Raw genomic sequence first — 17,861 nt, 5'->3', positions numbered from 1 at the left:
CACGGGGGCAAATACCCGCACCTTAGTTGCTTGCGATGCGAGGCCCGGCAGGATCCCAGCCGCCGCCCAGCGCGCGGAACGATGCGACCGCGCCCCGGCTCGCCGCCGCCCGCGCCTGCACCACGCCGTCGCGGGCCTCGAGCAAGCGGCGATCGGCATCGAGCACCTCGACGAGGCTGACCGCCCCGCCCTTGTAGGCGGCGAACGATGCTTCCCGCGCCCGCGCGAGCGACATTTCCGCCGCAGTGAGCGCTTCGGCCCGCGCCTCCTGCTGCACCAGGGTGGAGAAAGCATCCTCCACGTCCTGCGAGGCGCGCAGCACCGCCTGGCGATAGGCGGCCAGCAACTCGGCATTGCGCCCCTTGGCGGCGCGGATCTCGGCATCGACCCGGCCGAAATCGAACAGACGCCAGCGCAGGCCCAGCACGCCGTTTGCCTGGGTCGCGCCGCCGCCGAACAGCCCGCCGGCACTGGTCGTCGCGGTGCCGAGGAAGGCGTTCAGCGAGAATTTGGGATAATATTCGGACATCGCCGCGCCGATCCGCGCATTGGAAGCGGCCAGCGAGCGTTCCGCCGCGATCAGGTCCGGCCGGCGCCGCAGCAATTCCGCCGGGCCGTCGATCGAAGCGATGCCGGGGGCGGCGGGTATCGCCGCCTCGTCGCCAAGCATCTCCCTCGCGGTGCCCGGCTGCTCGCCCACCAGCACATCGAGGGCGTGCAGGGTCACGTCCAGCTGGTTCTGCAGCGCAGGCACCGCCGACCGAAGCTGCCCGAGCGCGCCTTCGGCCTGGCGAAGCTGCAACTCGGCCCCCACGCCCTTTTCGAACTGCAGGCGGACAAGATCGGTGAGCCCCTGCTGCGTCTTCAGCTGGTCGAGAGCAATCGCGAGGCGCGCCTGGAGCGCGCGCGCCTGGATATAGGTGTCCGCCGTCTGCGCGATCACCGTGAGCCGCGCAGCCACCGCCCCGGCCGCCGAGGCCTGCCAGTCGGCGCGCGCTGCGTCCCGCGCGGCATCCCGGCCGCCGAACAGATCGAGTTCCCAGCTTGCGCCGACGCCAAGCTCATAGCTTTCCGTCGAGCGTTCGAACTGGGGGAAGGCGCTCGCCAACCGTCCGATCGGCGTTTCCTTGGACTGGTAGATCCCGCCGCCCTGCCCGCTCACCTGCCCGACCGGCAGCAGCGCGGCATTGGCACCCTTGAGCGCTGCGCGGGCCTGGGTGACGCGCGCGACCGCCTGCTGGAGATCGAGATTCTGTGCCACCGCCCGCTCGACCAAGGTCGAAAGTGTCGGGTCGCGGAACCCGCGCCACCATTCGACCAGATCAGCACGCTCGACGCTGGCGGCACGGGCTTCCACTGCGGAGCCATAGGCAAAGTGCGCAGGCGCCGGCGTCGCCGGAACCGCATAGCGCGGACCTGTCGCGCAGCCGCTCAGCAGAAACACGGCGGCCGCGAGGGAAAGGGTCGATCGCGATGGGCGCATGGCATCACCTGGTTTGGAACTCTCGTGTGACTGATGCATTGATCGGTCACAGTTTGTCAATCCACGGATGAATGCGTATCTGAGGCCCATGACCGAGAACCTCGTAAGCACCCCCGCCCGCGGCCCCGCCGAACATGCTGTCCGCGACCAGATCATCGAGGCGGCGAACGACTGTTTCGCCCGCTATGGCTATGCCAAGACCACCGTTGCCGACCTCGCCCGCGAGATCGGCTTCTCCAAGGCCTATATCTATCGGTTCTTTGAGTCCAAGCAGGCGATCGGCGAGGCGATCTGCAGCGCCCGGCTGGAGCGAATCGTGCGCGAAGCACGGATCGCGGTTGCCGAAGGCGAGAGTGCGACGGACAGATTTCGCCGCTTCTTCAAGAGTATAACCGGCCTCAGCGTGGAACTCTTCTTCGACGATCGCAAGATCTACGAGATCGCAGCGTCAGCCGCCTCAGAGAATTGGGCCTCGGCGCGCGCGTACAAGGATACGCTGCGGAGCATGATTGCGGAGATCGTCCGCGAGGGCCGTGAAGCTGGCGAATTCGAGCGGAAGACGCCGTTGGACGAGACCTGCCGCGCGATCGTCTATGCGATGATGCCCTTTGTCGACCCGCTGCATCTGGAGCGCAACCTGGACCTGCTGCCTGATGCGCAGACCGAACTTACCGGGCTCATCCTGCGCAGTCTGGCGCCATGACCCATCAGCCATAGGCGTTGTGACGTATTGACAATTTGGTCACAGGAAAACATCTACGCTCCAACTCATTGGAGGATTCGTAGGTGTCGGATCATTTTCTCGATCGCCGCGGCAAGGCCGTAGCGCTTCCCCTTCTGCTCGCGCTGGCCGCCTGCTCGTACAGCGAGCCCGATCCCCGCACCGATCCGCCGCTGGTGCGGACGGTGGCACCGCTTGCCGCACGGGGCGCCACCCGCGAGTTCACCGGGATCGTCGCGGCACGGGTGCAGAGCGACCTCGGCTTCCGCGTCGCCGGCAAGGTAACCGAGCGCCTGGTCAATGCCGGCGACGTCGTCCGCCGCGGCCAGCCGCTGATGCGGCTGGACATCACCGATCTCGCGCTCGCCACCCAGGCCTCGAACCGCAATGTCGAGGCGGCGCGCGCCGCCGCGGAGCAGACCGCCGCCGACGAGCGCCGGCTGCGCGATCTCGTCGCCGCGGGCGCCATCTCTGCGTCCAACTACGATAAGGCAAAGGCAGCAGCCGACGCCGCGGCAGCGCAGTTGCGCGCCGCCCAGGCCCAGGCCGGCATCGCCCGCAACGGCACCGCGTACGGCGTGTTGCTGGCGGACGCGGACGGCACGGTGGTGGAGACGCTCGCCGAGCCCGGCCAGGTCGTCGCCGCCGGGCAGGTGGTCGTCCGCGTCGCCCGCTCTGGCCCGCGCGAGGCGCTGGTCCAGCTCCCCGAGGATCTCCGCCCCGCGATCGGCTCCACCGCGGCGGCGCGCACCTATGACGGCGGCAGCGGCACCGCGGCGCTGCGGCAGTTGTCGGACGCGGCCAACCCCGCCTCGCGCACCTTCGAGGCCCGCTATGTGCTGAACGGCAGTGCCGCGCGGGCACCGCTGGGTGCCACCGTCACGATCACGCTCGACGGCGGACGTGCCGGCGCGAGCGCAGAGGTGCCGCTGGGTGCGATCCACGATGCCGGCCATGGCCCCGGCGTATGGCTGCTCCGCACCGGCAAGCAGCAGACGGTGACCTGGCGCCCCGTGCGGATCGTCGCGCTGGGCGAGGAAACCGCGCGTCTCGCGACCGGCTTCCAGCCCGGCGACCGGATCGTCGCGATCGGCGCGCATATGCTCCACGAAGGCGAAGCAGTCCGCACCGAAGGAGCCGCCAAGTGAGCGGCGGCGAACCCGAGAAGCGCGGCTTCAATCTTTCCGCGCTCGCCGTGCGCGAGCGCTCCGTCACCTTGTTCTTCCTGATCGCGGTCATCGCGGCGGGCACGATCGCGTTCCTCAAGCTCGGTCGCGCCGAGGATCCCGGCTTCACCATCAAGGTGATGACAGTGGTCACCGCCTGGCCGGGCGCGACCGCGCAGGAGATGCAGGACCAGGTCGCCGAGCCGCTGGAGAAGCGGCTTCAGGAACTGCGCTATTATGATCGCAGCGAGACCTTCACCCGCCCCGGCCTTGCCTTCACCACGGTGACGCTGCGCGACAATACGCCGCCCGCCGACGTACCCGAACAGTTCTATCAGGCCCGCAAGAAGATGGGCGACGAAGCGGCCAAGCTGCCGCGCGGTGTGATGGGCCCGTTCGTCAACGACGAATATGGCGACGTGACCTTCGCGCTCTACGCACTAAAGGCGAAGGGCGAGCCCCAGCGCAACCTGGCGCGCGAAGCGGAACTGCTGCGCCAGCGCCTGCTCCACGTGCCCGGCGTCAACAAGATCAACATCGTCGGCGAGCGGCCGCAGCGCATCTTCGTCGAATTCACCGAGCAGCGGCTGGCGACGCTCGGCGTTTCGGTGCGCGACATCTTCGTCGCACTGGCCAAGCAGAACCTCGTCACCCCCGCCGGCGCGATCGAGACCAAGGGCCAGCAGGTCGCGATCCGCCTCGACGGCGCGTTCGACGACCTCGCCAAGATCCGCGACCTGCCGATCGTCGTTGGCGGCAACAGCCTGCGCCTGTCGGATATCGCCAAGATAGAGCGCGGCTATGAGGATCCCGCCACCTTCCTGATCCGCAACGGCGGCGAGCCGACGCTGCTGCTCGGCGTGGTGATGCGCGAGGGCTGGAACGGGCTCGACCTGGGCAAGGCGCTGAACGCCGAAGTGGCCAAGGTGCAGAAGGAACTGCCGCTCGGCATGACCCTGACGCCGGTGACCGACCAGTCGGTGAACATCAGCGAAGCCGTCGACCAGTTCATGCATACCTTCCTGGAGGCGCTGGCGATCGTCATGATCGTCAGCCTGATCAGCCTCGGCTGGCGCGTCGGGCTGGTGGTGGCCGCCGCCGTCCCGCTGACGCTGGCGATCGCGCTGGTGGTGATGTGGGCAACCGGCCGCGTGCTCGATCGCATCACGCTCGGCGCGCTGATCCTCGCGCTCGGCCTGCTGGTCGACGATGCGATCATCGCGATCGAGATGATGGTTGTGAAAATGGAGGAGGGCTATGATCGCATCCGCGCCTCCGCCTATGCCTGGAGCCATACCGCAGCACCCATGCTGGCGGGCACGCTGGTCACGGTGATCGGCCTGATGCCGGTGGGCTTCGCCCAATCGACCGCGGGCGAATATGCCGGCAACATCTTCTGGGTGGTCGGCTTCGCGCTGATCGCGTCGTGGTTCGTCGCGGTGATCTTCACCCCCTATATGGGCGTGAAGATGCTGCCCCATATCAAGCCGATCGAGGGCGGCCACCATGCCATCTACCAGACGCCGCGGTACCAGCGCGTCCGCGGCGTCATCGCCTGGGCGGTGCACCGCAAGAAGCTGGTCACGCTGTTCACGCTGGGTGCCTTCCTCATCGCCGGCGCGGGCATGGCGCTCGTCAAGAAGCAGTTCTTCCCGACCTCGGATCGCCCCGAACTGCTGGTCGAGGTCCAGATGCCCAAGGGCACGGCGCTCGCCCAGACCAGCGCGGCGACAAGCCAGGTCGAGGCGTGGCTCCAGAAGCAGCCCGAGGCGAAGATCGTCACCGCCTATATTGGCCAGGGCGCGCCCCGCTTCTTCATGTCGCTTTCGCCCGAACTGCCCGATCCGTCGTTCGCCAAGGTCGTCGTCCGCACACCCGACGAGGCCGCGCGCGACAGGCTGAAGCTGAAGCTGCGCCAAGCGGTGTCCAACGGCCTCGCCCCGGCCGCGCGCGTCCGGGCGACCCAGCTGGTCTTCGGCCCGCCCTCCCCCTTCCCGGTCGCCTTCCGCGTAGCAGGGCCCGATCTGGCCGTCGTCCGCGGCATCGCCGAGCGCGTGCAGAAGGTGATGCAGGCCGATCCGTCGATGCGCACGGTCAACAGCGACTGGGGCGAGCGTGCACCGGCGCTGCACTTCGTGCTCGATCAGGAGCGGCTGCGGGCGTTCGGTCTCACCTCCAGCGACGTCGCCGACCAGCTCCAGTTCCTGCTGACCGGCGCGCCCGTCGCCCAGGTGCGCGAGGACATCCGCTCGGTCGAGATCGTCGCCCGGTCTGCTGGTACCGATCGGCTCGATCCCGCGCGCATCGGCAATTACCAGCTGACCGGCGCTAACGGCCAGCGGGTGCCGGTCAGCCAGATCGGCAAGGTCGAGGTACGGATGGAAGACCCTATCCTGCTCCGCCGCGACCGCCTGCCGACGATCACCGTGCGCGGCGACATCGCCAACGGCCTGCAGCCGCCGGACGTCTCGACGGCGATGCTCGCCAAGCTTCAGCCGATCATCCAGAGTCTGCCGAGCGGCTACCGCATCGACATGGCGGGCTCGATCGAGGAAGCCGAAAAGGCCAACACCGCACTGGCGCCGATCTTCCCGATCATGATCTTCCTGATGATGATCGTGATCATCCTGCAGGTGCGCAGCCTGTCGGCCATGGGAATCGTGCTGGCGACCGCGCCGCTCGGCCTGATCGGCGTGGTTCCGATCCTGCTCGTGACCGGCCACCCCTTCGGCTTCAACGCCATCCTGGGCCTAATCGCGCTCGCCGGCATCCTGATGCGCAACACGCTGATCCTGATCGGCCAGATCCACGACAACGAGAAGCTGGGGATGACGCCCTATGACGCGGTGGTGGAAGCGACCGTGCAGCGCTCGCGGCCGGTGATCCTTACCGCGCTGGCGGCGGTGCTCGCCTTCGTGCCGCTGATCAAGTCGGTCTTCTGGGGCTCGATGGCGATCACGCTGATCGGCGGCACGCTGGGCGGGACGATCCTGACGCTGCTGTTCCTGCCGGCACTTTACGCGCTGTGGTTCCGGATCCGTCCGGCGACGACGCCCACGGTTGGGGACGAGAAGAACGCGGCAACCGCATGAAGATTCATTCTACCGAATTTGAGAATTGTCATGATAATATTCACAATGCTAAATTCATTTATGTCGTGGTTCTCGAAGGCATTATCTGTGGCGGACACCGATATATATGATGCCATGTTGTCAAAAATCGACAATCTAGAAAAGTGACTATCCAGTCTGGAAGCTGATCAAAATAACGCACTCAGCGTATAGTATTTACTATTTTCTAAACCCCGGGTCGCAACGGTGGTGCCCTTCGCCGCCTTTGGGCCGATGGATGATCGCGCGGTTGAGGGTCTGCACCAGATCGTAGCGAAAGCCGTCCGCCTGTTCGAGGAAGCGGCGATGCGCATACTGATCGCTCTGCGCGAGCGCCGCCGACCACGGCCGGACCGCCTGCAAGGGTGATAAGAGCGAAAAGCCGCGCTGGATCGCCGCCTGCCGGTCATAGCCATCGTAGAGCGCTGCGAAGTGGCGACGGTAGATGGCGGTGGACAATTGCTCACCCGCGGAAAGCGCGATGCCGTTGAAATCGATCGGCAGATCCTCGAGCTTCGAAACGCCGTAGCGCTGCATCGTCGTCCTCCGCAGCCGATCGAGCCGCGCGTCCTGCGGATCATGACCGCTCGGTCCCTCGCGAACCTCCCTGGTCACCGCTGCCTCGAACGCCGGGCCGGAAGCTGTTGGAGCCAGCGCCTCCGCGACCGTCGGTGCGATACGGGGCACGAACAGCGTCGCCATCGCCCAGAAGGCCAGCAGGACCACCAGCGCGGTCCGCGCGGACGCGAAGGCAGCCGACGCCGCCAGCGTGAGCGCGGCGAAGGCGAGCAAGTACAGGCCATAGCCGAGCATCATCCAGAGCAGCGCGGAAAACTCCGTCAGGCCCCCGCCGCTCCCCGCCAGCGCCAGCGCGCTCGCCAGGGTGGCGACGGCAAGCAGCAGTCCGGCGGTCGCGCCAAGTCCTCCCAGGCGCCCTGCCATCAGCGCGGCGGGGGAGGCGCCGGCGGCAAGTTCCTGTCGGAGCAGGCCGCGTGCGCGTTCCCCCGAAAAGGCCGAGAAGCCGGAAAGTATCACCAGCAGCGGCGCAAAAAGCTGGAGCATTGTCGCCGGGCTGAGCGCGCCAAAGCGGTCGAGTGCCGTACCCCCATCGATCGTGCGGTTGCGTGCCGGATTGTTGGCATGTGCTTCGACTTTGAGCGACGTGCCAAGCTGGGGCAGCAGGCCGGGGTCGACCACGGCAAGGGGCGAGACCGGCTTGAAAAAATAGCGTCCGAAATGCGCCGCGCCGTGCGGGTTGGCGGGGCCTTGCGATGCCCAGACCCGTGCCTCCTGCGCCTGAGCGGCACGCCGTTCCTCCTCGCGTGCGCCGTGGAGCGCGGCACCGGCGATCCCTGCGGCGAGCAATGCCAGCAGCAGCGAAAGCGCCAGCACCGCAAGCCGTCGGTCGCGTACCAATAGCCGCCATTGCTGGCGGGCAATGACGGGAACGAGCGCGCCTGTCATTTCAGTAGCTGGCGCGGAGCGTCAGCAGGACGTTCCGTGGCTCGCCATAGAAGTTGTACGTGTTGATCGAGCCGACGCGCTGGTAATAGATTTTGTCGAATATGTTATTGACCGACACGAACGCACGCAGGTGCTCGTCGACACGCCAGCCGAGCTGGGCGCCCGCTACGGCGAAGGGCGCTTGCTCGCGGATACTGGCAACGCCACCGGCGATGACGCCGCTCTGACCGATCACGCTGACAGCGGCAAAGGCGCCGCCTAGTGCCACCGGCTCGTACCGGACATATGCCTTATACTGGTGTCTGGGCGTGTTGAGGTCGAACACGGCGCCGGTCTGGGCTGCGGTGCCGAGCTCGAACGCGGTCCTGACGTTGGTGTAGCTCGCCACGAGGTCCAACCCAGGGAGTGGGCGCCCGGTGACTTCGAACTCGAAGCCTTCGATTTTCACGACGCCTGCCTCGACGAAGAAGCCAGGGTTTGCCGTGTCGGCGAGGGCGCGATTCTTGTCCTTGCTGCGGAACACCGCCGCGCTGGCGTTAAGGGCCCCGTCCAGGAACCTCCCCTTCAAGCCGGCCTCATATTGCTCGCCGACGCGGGGATCGAGCACGGTGCCGTTGGCCCGCAGCGACGTCTGCGGATTGAAGATGTCGGAGTAGCTTGCGTACAGCGTGACGTTATCCGTCAGGTGCAGCACCGCGCCGAGGCTCGGCGTGAACTGGCCGCGCTCTCGCGCGCCGGTGGTGAAGTTGGTAGGCGTCGAAGGCGGAATGCTGCGCGACTTGTTGGTATAGTCGCTGACCCGGGCGCCCGCGACGATCGTCAGGCCCTTGATGGGGCGCAGCCGGAGCTGGGCATGGACGCCGCTCTGCTGCAAATCGGTTTCGCTGCCTGAGGTGAAGGCGGCACCCGGCAGCGGGATCGAATCTGCAGCGTAGATCGAATACCTGCCGACCGGCGTCTGGGTGCGATTGAGGAACGAAGTCGTCCGCTTGTCCCAGCTATAGCCGATCGCCAGCTCATGCTCCTGGCCGAACAGCGTGAACGGGCCGGTGGCATAAGTGTCCACCGACGTCTTGCCGTTCACGCCCCGGCTGCGGCGGTTCACATATTCGGCCGTCAGCGTGACGGGATCGACACCGGTGCCGGGGCGAACGAATGCGTCTTCCCATGCTCGCGGGATGTCACGATGGAGACCGCGCACTACGACCGACCAGTCGCCGATCTGCTGCTTGATCTCGGCGGCATATTCGGTGGTGGTCTCGGTGAACGTGTTCCAGCTGGGCAAATGCTGGAAGTTGCGGGGGAAGTTCAGAAACTGGTCCGTCAGTGGGTGCCGCGTCGACGTCGCGCCGTTCACGCGCAGGCCATAGGCCGGCTGCCCGTTCATCGGCGTGTCCGCCACCGTATCCTGATAGCTGAGCGATGCGCCGATCGTGGTGGTCGGCGTCAGGTCGAAGTCGAGCGCGCTATAGGCGGTAAGCTTGCGGGTATGCGACTTGGCCTGGAAGAAGTCGCGATCGTGCAGTGCGCCCACCGCACGCAGGCGCAGACGCCCGGCTGCATCCACCGGCCCGCCGATATCGAACTCGCCGCGATAGTTGTTCCAGGAGCCGGCAGAAAGCGCGCCGGAAATTGCGAGTTGATCCTGTCCACGCTTGCGGATGAGGTTGATCGTGCCGCCCGGCGATCCGGATCCACGGAACAGGCCGGTCGGCCCGCGCTGCACTTCAAGCCGCTCATAGATAACCAAGTCGAACTCGGGCACGCCGGACGAGAAGGTCGAGGGGATGCCGTCATAGGCATAGTCGAGCACGAAGCCGCGCGCGCGATAATCGGGGTTGGTGCCATCGAACGGCATTACCGTGACGCCCGCCACGGTCTGCATCGCTTCGCCGATCGTGAAGAGGTTGCGATCCTCGATCTGCCGGCGCGTGACAACGCTTACCGATTGCGGAACTTCGATCAGCGGCGCCGGGCTCTTGCCGGCGACGGACGCCTGCTGGGGGGCGTAGCTGTCGTCCTGGCGAACCCCGGTAACCACGATATCCGAGCGACGCGAATGCTCCCCCTCCCCGGTCTGGGCAAACGCAGGCATGGTGATAAGGGGCAGGCCTAGCATCAGGCCTGCCCGTACGGACAGTCGGTTCATTCTTCCCCCTATTGCAACCGTGTTACGGTATAACGTCCCCCGTAAGTCACTGGGAGCAATCGCGCAAGGGACTTGGAATCGCGCGCATTTTCACGTCCGACTGCCCGACGGGGCAAGCCGACGCGATCGAACCGGGCAAAGTGTGACCGGTCGCGAGAGCGCGTCCAGCCCGGGCCGCTAATCTACCCGGCAGATGCTTCCGGCTTAGCGGCAACCGCCAGATGCGCCGTTCCCGGAATCCGGATCCAGTCACCGTCCCGCCATTGCCCGAGCATGTTTGCTGCTTCGCCCACCACGGCACGCCTTTCGCTATCCCCCCGCCCGCTAATCAACGGGTTGGCGCCGATCATCGGGCTTTCGTTCGCCAGGATTGGCCGCCGCCAGGGCAAGCGCGCCCGGGCCGGTGGCGATATCGAGCAAGGTCATGCCCTGCCCGATATCGGCGAGCGCCACCGCGTCACGGCAGAACTGCGCCGTGAACGGTTCCGCGCCGAGGATGTAGGTGTCGGCCGTTTCGTCCCAATAGGCGGCGGTCTGGATCGGCTATGCCATCGTCTTAGCGCTTTGCCGTTGCTTGCGCGTAGCGGCGGGAGACTTCGGCCCAGTTCACCACCTGCCACCAGCCGTCGAGATAATCGCCGCGGCGGTTCTGGTACTTCAGATAATAGGCATGCTCCCACACGTCGTTGCCGAGGATCGGCGTGCCCTTGGCTTCGGCCACGTCCATCAACGGATTGTCCTGGTTGGGGGTGGAGGTAATGGCCAGCTTGCCGTCCGCGCCCACGATCAGCCAGACCCAGCCCGAGCCGAAGCGCTTGGTACCTGCCTCCTTGAACGCGGCCTTGAACGTGTCGAGCGAGCCAAAGCTGCCGGCAATCGCGGTCGCCAGCGCCGGCGAGGGCGCGCCAGCCTGCGCGGGCGACGCCATCGTCTTCCAGAAGAAGCTGTGGTTCCAATGCCCGCCGGCATTGTTGCGCACGACCGCCGGCAGCGTGCCCGCCCTGGCGACCAGTTGCTCTAGCGACTGGCCAGCCAGCGCAGCATCGGCGGCAACTGCCTTGTTCAGCGCATCGACATAGGCCTGGTGGTGCTTGTCGTGGTGGATCGTCATCGTCTGCGCATCGATCGCCGGTTCCAGCGCGTCGGCGGCATAGGGCAGCGCCGGCAGCGTGAAGGCGGCGGGCGCGGGCGTCGCCTGTGCGAGAGCGAGCGACGGGGCGGCGGCAAGGCTCGCAAACGCAAGCGATAGGACAATGCGCTTCATGGGTTCCTCCTGGTTATGGCTGGGGTGGGACGGGTCGGCACACGACCGAAACGGGTGGCACGCGGATTTGGCGTCGACCGCGCGCTCAAAGAAAGATCGTTCCGCGCGAAGAGGGAAGACCGGGGTGGCCGGGCTGCATCCCGACAGCGATGTAGCTGGAACAACGTGCTTTCTTCCTTGGTCGGACGCCAATAGGTGGGAAGGCCACTTGACGCGATGGTGATGTTATATCATTGCCACGCAGGCACCTCGGTGTCCAGCGTTGGATGGAGTAAGGCATGACGCAGGCAGTGCGACGACAATATCTGTACGACGCGCTCGCGCTCGGACTCTCGCTGCTCTGCCTGGTGCACTGCCTCGTGCTGCCGATGCTGATCCTCCTGCTTCCCGTGCTGGCGGCCTATCTGGCGGTGCCGGAGCAATTCCACTTGTGGGCGCTTGCGCTTGCGATACCGGCCAGCACGATCGCGCTGGCTGCCGGCTATCGCCGCCATCGCCAGAGCAGGCCGGTGATGATCGTGGTTCCGGGGATTGCGCTGCTGGCATTCGGCGCACTCGCCGCCCCGACCGAAGCGATGGAAACCGCGCTGACCGTGCCCGGCGCCCTGGCGCTGGCGCTTGGCCATGCGCTCAACTGGCGCGCGCTTCGGCATGGCGACGGCCCCCATGCGGTGAAGCGGTGACGATGCGCGCCCCGGCACATGCAGCGAGTGGCGCTGCGGCGCCCCGCAGGGCCCCCGGCGTTGCCGAGGCGCGCGTGGTGGCGTTGCTTACAGGCGCCAACCGGCCGATCAGCGCCTATGACATCGTCCACCGCTGCACCGCCGAGGGGCATCCGATCGCGCCCACCCAGGTCTACCGCGTATTGGCGCGGCTGATGGCGCAGGGGCGGGTGTTCCGCGTCGAAACGCTGGCCGCTTATATGCTCTGGCGCGCGCCGTTCGACATGTGCCTGATCTGCGATGGCTGCCATGCGATCCAACTGCTGCCCTGCCCCGAACTCCCCGCGCAACTGGCCGCCCAAGCGCAGCGGCTGGGTTTCAGGCCTGCCCGGCTCATCATCGAGAGCCATGGCCGCTGCGCCGAATGCGCCACCACATTGCAATAGCCACGCTTGCCGCAAGTCCTGGCACCGGCGGCCGCGCCCAAGACGTTGAATAGGAAATACACCGTGCGAACACCCCTGCTTGCCTGTACCGTGCTGGTCACCATGCTGGCATCCCCGCTTCCCGACGCCGCCGCAGCGCAAACGCCTCGCGCGGCCCCAGACCAGACCGCCAACCCCTTGCTCGCGCGCTGGACCACGCCGGACGGGGTTCCGCCCTATGACCGAATCCGCCCTGAACAATATGAGCCGGCATTCGACGCCGCGCTCGCCGAGGCACGGACAGACTATCGGCGGATCGCCGACAATCCCGCCGCGCCCAGCTTCGCCAACACGATCGAGGCGATGGAAGGCGCGGGACGGCCGCTGGGGCGCATTGCGAGCACCTTCTTCAATGTCGCTTCCGCCGATGCCACCGACGCGATCCAGGGTGTCGAGGAACGGATCACGCCCAAACTGACGCGGCTGAGCAATGAGACGCTGCTGGATCCGAAGCTGTTCGGCCGCGTCGATACGCTGTGGAAGGCACGCGCGACCTTGCAGCTTTCCCCTGAGCAGGCGCGGTTGCTGCAGGAGACGCACAGCCGGTTTGTCCGTGCGGGTGCCGCGCTGAACCCGGCGCAGCGGACCCGCGTCGCCGCGATCAACGAGGAACTGGCGACGCTGGGCGTCGATTTCGGCCAGAAGCTGCTCGCCGATCAGAAGGCCGGCAGCGTGTTGCTCAGCGCCGCCGAGGTCGCCGGCCTGCCTGAAGATCAGCGCAGCGCCGCCGCGATGGCGGCCGAAGCCGCCGGGCACGCCGGCAGCTTCCTGTTCCCGGCGACGCGCTCTGCCGCCGAGCCGTTCCTTACCGCCGCGCCCAACCGCGCCGCGCGCGAAAAGATCTGGCGTGCGTTCGTGATGCGCGGCGACAATGGTAACGCCAACGATACCAATGCGATCATCGCCCGGATGGTCGCGCTCCGCATCGAGCGCGCCAAGCTGCTCGGCGCGGAAAGCCATGCCGCGTTCGTCCTGCAGGATCAGATGGCCAAGACCCCGGCCGCCGCGACCGAGCTGCTGATGCGCGTCTATCGCCCGGCGCTTGTCAGGGCCAAGGAAGAGCTGCGCGACATCGCCGCATATGCCGCCAAGGACGGCATCACCAAGGTCGAGCCCTGGGACTGGCGCTATTATGCCGAGCAGGTACGCAAGCAACGCTTCGCACTCGATGAGGGGGCGGTGAAGCAGTATCTGCTGCTCGACAACATGGTCGCGGCGCTGTTCGATACCACCAACAAACTTTATGGCATCACCGCGCACGAACGGAAGGACGTGCCCGTCTATGCCAAGGGCGTGCGGGTGTGGGAATTGCGCGAGGCGGACGGGCGCACGATCGGCCTGTTCTACGCCGACTGGTTCGCGCGGCCAACCAAGCGGCCGGGCGCGTGGATGAACAGCCTGCGCGACCAGAACACCCTGTTCGGCGAACTGCCGATCGTCGTGAACAACCAGAATATCGTTCCGCCCGCACCCGGCCAGCCGGCGCAGATCTCGGTCGACGAGGCGCGGACGCTGTTCCACGAATTCGGCCATGGCCTGCACGGCTTGCTCAGCAAGGTGCGCTACCCCAGCCTGTCCGGCACGGCGGTATCGCGCGACTTCGTCGAATTCCCGAGCCAGGTCTATGAGCATTGGGTGACCGAGCCGGAGACGCTGCGCAAATATGCCCGCAACGCAGCCGGCGAACCGATGCCGGAAGCGATGTTGCAGGCACTGCTCACGTCGCGGACCTTCAATCAGGGCTATCTGACGGTGCAGCAGCTGTCCTCCGCAATCCTCGACATGCGGCTGCATGCGCTGACCAGCCTGCCCGCCAATTTCGATGCGCGCGCCTGGGAAGCAGCGGAGCTGAAAGCGCTCGGCGTGCCCGAGGAAGTGGGAATGCGCCACCGCCTTGCCCATTTCAGCCACATCTTCGACGGCGGCTATTCGGCCGGCTATTACGCCTATACCTGGGCCGAGGTTATGGACGCCGACGGGTTCCAGGCGTTCAAGGAAGCGGGCAACATCTATGATCCGGCACTGGCGGCGAAGCTGCGCCGCGAGGTGCTGGAACGCGGCAACACCCGCGATCCGGCGGAGAGCTACACCGCATTTCGCGGGCGGATGCCGACGCCGGAGGCACTGCTGCGCAATAGGGGTCTGGGCGGGGAGTAACGCGAACAAAGGCGATCTGGCGTGCGCGGGGCGGGGTTGCACAGCTGCCCGGGCTATCGCGGTCGCCAGTCGGAGGGCGGCATTCCCGTAATCCGACGAAACGCGGCCGCGAACTTGCCGGCATTGGCATAGCCAACCGCGTTTGCCGCCCCCATGACGCTGGCGCCGGCGGCAAGAAGCACTGCCGCCCGCTCCATTCGCAGCATCGTCAGCCAGCGATAGGGCGCAAGGCCGGTGCGTGCGCGAAGCGCACGGGTGAAGCCGCTGGGATCCATCCCCGCAATCGCGGCCATCTGTGTCACGGAAAGGTCGTCGCCCAAATGCGCATCGACATAGGCGCGAACGCGCGCAAGCCGCTGGGCAGATAAGGGGCGGGGTGATCGGACGTCCGCCGCCGGCGGCACCGAATCCGCCAGCCGCTTCACGATCAGCGACACGCCATGTTCGAAAAAGGCGGTCGATGCGCCATGCGCCTCGGCTTCGTAGCAGAGCGCGGTGAGGACCGAGGCGAGCAGCGGATCGGCGTGGAAGCGGTGCGACACCGCGTCCCAATCCATGTCGGCGGCGGCATTCCAATGCGAAGGCAGTAGCGCCAGCCCGATCATGTCGACGGGGGAACTGCTGGCCTCCCCGGTGCCGCCCGGCGGCGTGACGACGATCGCACCGCGCCGCCAGCTGCCTCCAGCCGCCCGCCACCGACATGCTGTACCAGCCGCGCGCTGCCGCTGACGGACAGGCCGATGCGCAGGTGCGGGCCGTTGGCGATCGGCCCCTCGAACGCTGGATAGCGCCGACGCAGGATCGTCGCACTGCCATCGGGCGAGGACAGCACCGTGCCCGAATCCTGGGCACCACCGGCGATCCTTGCCCGATCGCTGTCGGCCAAGCTGCTATTTCCCCGATTGGAGCGGTCGGTCTCGGAATGGAGCGGCATGTCTGCGATGATACACTATTACGCAGCCCGGAAAAGATTCCGGGGAGCGTTTATCCATCATGCCGTCCTTTCGTCTCGCCTGCATCCTCGCGGGCTGTGCCATGCCTGCCGTCGTTCAAGCGCAATCGGCAAACGATCCTGGGCAGACGCCCGGCCAGAATGAAATCGTGGTCACCGGCACGCGCCGCGACACGCGGCTTCAGGACACGCCCGCTTCTGTGACGGTGTTGACGCGCGAGACACTGGACGAAGCCCGCATCCGCGACATTCGCCAGCTGGATGCCGTCGTGCCGAACGTGCAGTTCAACGAGAGCGGCCAGCTCGGCAGCACGTTCATTTCGATCCGCGGCATCGAATCGAACCCGTTCATCGTCAATCGCGCCGCCGTCTATATCGACGGCATTCCGTTCCGCGAGCTTTCGAACGCGGTGCTGAACCAGGTCGAATCGATCGAAGTGCTGCGCGGGCCACAGGCGACGCTCTATGGCGCCAATAGCGAATCGGGCCTGATCGTCATCAACACGCGCGCGCCCACCGATCGCACGACGGCGGAACTGCGCATGACGGGGATGCGCTTCGGCAATGGCTGGAACGGCATCGCCGACGGCTTTGTCGGCGGGCCCTTGGCGGGCGGTACGCTGACGGGATCGGTGGCGTTCAAGGTCCAGCGCGGCGACAGCTTCCTGCGCAACCAGCAGCCGGGCCAGCCCGGCGGCCGCATTGAGGAGGATTTCGTGCAGGGTCGCCTGCGCTGGGAACCCTCGGACCGGCTTACCGTCAATATGACCGGCTATATCCTGAACACGCGCGCGCCCGGTGTGTTCGATCAGGAATATGTGCCGCTGGATCTGGCGCTCTACAACAAGACCTATGGTGCCGCCTTCAACGAAGGGAAGTCTGCGGCCCGGTTCGGCTATATCCAGGATGCGCCGAAGCGGACAGACAAGCGCGAGCGCGTGGCGGGTGCGAGCGCCAGCTATCAGCTCGGCTATGGGCGGATCGATGCCGCGCTGTCCTATCGTCGCTACAAGAGTGACGCGAAGGGGCTCGATTTCGACTTCACCGCGCTGCCCACCGCCGCCGGACAGGATTTCAAGGACCGCGATTTCTGGAACGCCGAACTGCGCTTCACCTCGCCGTCCGACAAGCCGTTCACCTATATTCTCGGCGCCACCCAGTATCGGCAGAATGACGACCGCTTCCAGACGACGTTCGTGGGGCCAGGCACGCTCGATTCCTATCAGCCATCGCCGCACCAATATGCGCAGGCGCGCGACTGGGGGGTGTTCGGATCGGCCGAATGGGCGCCGCACTTCGCACCGAAGCTGAGCCTCGGCGCGGGCCTGCGCTACGATCATGCCCGGCGCACCGCCCAGCAGAATGCGGGCTCGATCGATCTCGGCAACGGTACCCTGTTCACCTATCGCGATGCGTCGTTGGCCGGCAGTTTCGAGGCAGTGCTGCCGCGCTTCACCGCCCGCTATACCGCGTCGCCGCAGCTCACCGTCTATGCCAGTGCCTCAAAGGGCTATATCCCCGGCGGCTTCAACCTGACGGCAGCGCAGGGCAATTTGCCCGACAGCGTGCTGCGCTACCAATCGGAGACACTGTGGAGCCAGGAAGGCGGGGCAAAATGGCACTCGCCGGATGGGCGCCTCCGGCTGGGCGCAGCGGCGTTCTACATCCGGTCGAACAACTGGCAGGAAATCCAGGTGGCGACGGATGCTTCGGGCCGCATTCTATCCGCCGACTATATCGGTTCGTCCGCATCGATCGACAGCAAGGGTTTTGAAGTCGAAGCAGCGGCGGAGCCGCTGGGCGGCCTCACGCTGACGGCCAATCTCGGTTATGCCGACGCCCGCTACCGCAACCTTCAGGTCGATGCGACGACCAATGTACGCGGCCGGCGCGTCAAGCTGATCCCGGCCTATGACGGCTATCTGGCGGCGCGATACCAGTTGCCCGGCGGTCTGTTCGCGCGCGCCGAGCTTGCCCTGACGGGGAAGCAATCGCTGGAAAGCAAGGGCGACGCGGTGCAGCCGGCGACACAGATGGTCGGTCTGCAACTGGGCTATGCGGGGCCGCGCTGGTCGATCCGGGGATTTGTCGAGAATTTGACGGATGTGCGGCGCGCGACCGGTCTTGCGTTCCGCAACCTCGCATTCGGCAATGATGGCAATTGGTACGCGCCCATCGGCCGCGGGCGGCAAGGCGGTATCGAGGTGCAGTGGAAGCTCTGACCGGCGGCATATCCACGCAGCAGCCC

At 66.5% G+C, this 17,861-nt stretch carries 13 protein-coding genes; 7 read left to right on the top strand and 6 right to left on the bottom strand.

All coding sequences use genetic code 11. The features are described from left to right. Positions 1–22 precede the first annotated feature (22 nt). Positions 23–1,444 carry an efflux transporter outer membrane subunit gene (locus B215_RS0101110; protein ID WP_236704511.1) on the bottom strand — a complete coding sequence of 474 codons (1,422 nt, stop codon included), beginning with the start codon at positions 1,442–1,444 and terminating at the stop codon, positions 23–25. 127 nt (positions 1,445–1,571) lie between these two features. Here B215_RS0101110 and B215_RS0101105 point away from each other — a divergent pair, with 127 nt between their 5' ends. The 3 genes from B215_RS0101105 to B215_RS0101095 all read left to right on the top strand — a co-directional run bounded on the left by B215_RS0101105 (position 1,572) and on the right by B215_RS0101095 (position 6,462). Beyond that, positions 1,572–2,186: a TetR/AcrR family transcriptional regulator gene (locus B215_RS0101105; protein ID WP_019367776.1), complete on the top strand. Its 615-nt coding sequence runs from the start codon at positions 1,572–1,574 to the stop codon at positions 2,184–2,186. A gap of 83 nt (positions 2,187–2,269) precedes the next feature. Beyond that, on the top strand, positions 2,270–3,352 hold the full coding sequence (locus tag B215_RS0101100) for an efflux RND transporter periplasmic adaptor subunit (protein ID WP_019367775.1): 1,083 nt from the start codon (positions 2,270–2,272) through the stop codon (positions 3,350–3,352). After that, positions 3,349–6,462 (top strand): efflux RND transporter permease subunit, encoded by a 3,114-nt coding sequence (locus tag B215_RS0101095; protein ID WP_019367774.1) that lies wholly within the window; start codon positions 3,349–3,351, stop codon positions 6,460–6,462. The genes B215_RS0101100 and B215_RS0101095 overlap by 4 nt, the downstream gene beginning before the upstream one ends. A gap of 198 nt (positions 6,463–6,660) precedes the next feature. Here B215_RS0101095 and B215_RS19380 read toward each other — a convergent pair whose 3' ends face one another. The 3 genes from B215_RS19380 to B215_RS0101075 form a co-directional block, all read right to left on the bottom strand. Continuing rightward, positions 6,661–7,944 (bottom strand): DUF3526 domain-containing protein, encoded by a 1,284-nt coding sequence (locus B215_RS19380; protein WP_058805461.1) that lies wholly within the window; start codon positions 7,942–7,944, stop codon positions 6,661–6,663. A gap of 1 nt (position 7,945) precedes the next feature. Further along, the gene (locus tag B215_RS0101085; protein WP_019367772.1) at positions 7,946–10,093 is read right to left on the bottom strand and encodes a TonB-dependent siderophore receptor; all 2,148 of its coding nucleotides are present in this window, start codon (positions 10,091–10,093) and stop codon (positions 7,946–7,948) included. Positions 10,094–10,649: 556 nt separating this feature from the next. Then, on the bottom strand, positions 10,650–11,357 hold the full coding sequence (locus tag B215_RS0101075) for a superoxide dismutase (RefSeq protein ID WP_019367770.1): 708 nt from the start codon (positions 11,355–11,357) through the stop codon (positions 10,650–10,652). Between the two features lie 278 nt (positions 11,358–11,635). Between B215_RS0101075 and B215_RS0101070 the strand changes: the two genes are divergently transcribed. The 3 genes from B215_RS0101070 to B215_RS0101060 all read left to right on the top strand — a co-directional run bounded on the left by B215_RS0101070 (position 11,636) and on the right by B215_RS0101060 (position 14,661). Then, a complete protein-coding gene (locus B215_RS0101070) occupies positions 11,636–12,040 on the top strand; it encodes a MerC family mercury resistance protein (RefSeq protein ID WP_019367769.1) in 405 nt (134 codons plus the stop codon). A gap of 77 nt (positions 12,041–12,117) precedes the next feature. Then, on the top strand, positions 12,118–12,465 hold the full coding sequence (locus tag B215_RS19375) for a Fur family transcriptional regulator (protein ID WP_152997881.1): 348 nt from the start codon (positions 12,118–12,120) through the stop codon (positions 12,463–12,465). Positions 12,466–12,528: 63 nt separating this feature from the next. After that, positions 12,529–14,661: a M3 family metallopeptidase gene (locus tag B215_RS0101060; RefSeq protein ID WP_236704512.1), complete on the top strand. Its 2,133-nt coding sequence runs from the start codon at positions 12,529–12,531 to the stop codon at positions 14,659–14,661. A gap of 53 nt (positions 14,662–14,714) precedes the next feature. Here B215_RS0101060 and B215_RS20510 read toward each other — a convergent pair whose 3' ends face one another. Next, positions 14,715–15,266, bottom strand: coding sequence for a helix-turn-helix domain-containing protein (locus B215_RS20510; protein ID WP_019367766.1), 552 nt, complete (start codon positions 15,264–15,266; stop codon positions 14,715–14,717). Continuing rightward, the gene (locus B215_RS0101050) at positions 15,263–15,595 is read right to left on the bottom strand and encodes a hypothetical protein (RefSeq protein ID WP_019367765.1); all 333 of its coding nucleotides are present in this window, start codon (positions 15,593–15,595) and stop codon (positions 15,263–15,265) included. Before B215_RS0101050 ends, B215_RS20510 begins: the two co-directional genes overlap by 4 nt. 59 nt (positions 15,596–15,654) lie before the next feature. Between B215_RS0101050 and B215_RS0101045 the strand changes: the two genes are divergently transcribed. Beyond that, entirely contained in the window at positions 15,655–17,835 is a 2,181-nt protein-coding gene (locus B215_RS0101045) for a TonB-dependent receptor (RefSeq protein ID WP_201785397.1), read from the top strand. The last annotated feature ends 26 nt before the right edge of the window (positions 17,836–17,861 follow it).

It is taken from the genome of Sphingomonas sp. ATCC 31555 (assembly GCF_000282895.1).
GTDB lineage: Bacteria > Pseudomonadota > Alphaproteobacteria > Sphingomonadales > Sphingomonadaceae > Sphingomonas.
This window is presented reverse-complemented; position numbering and strand designations above follow the sequence as displayed.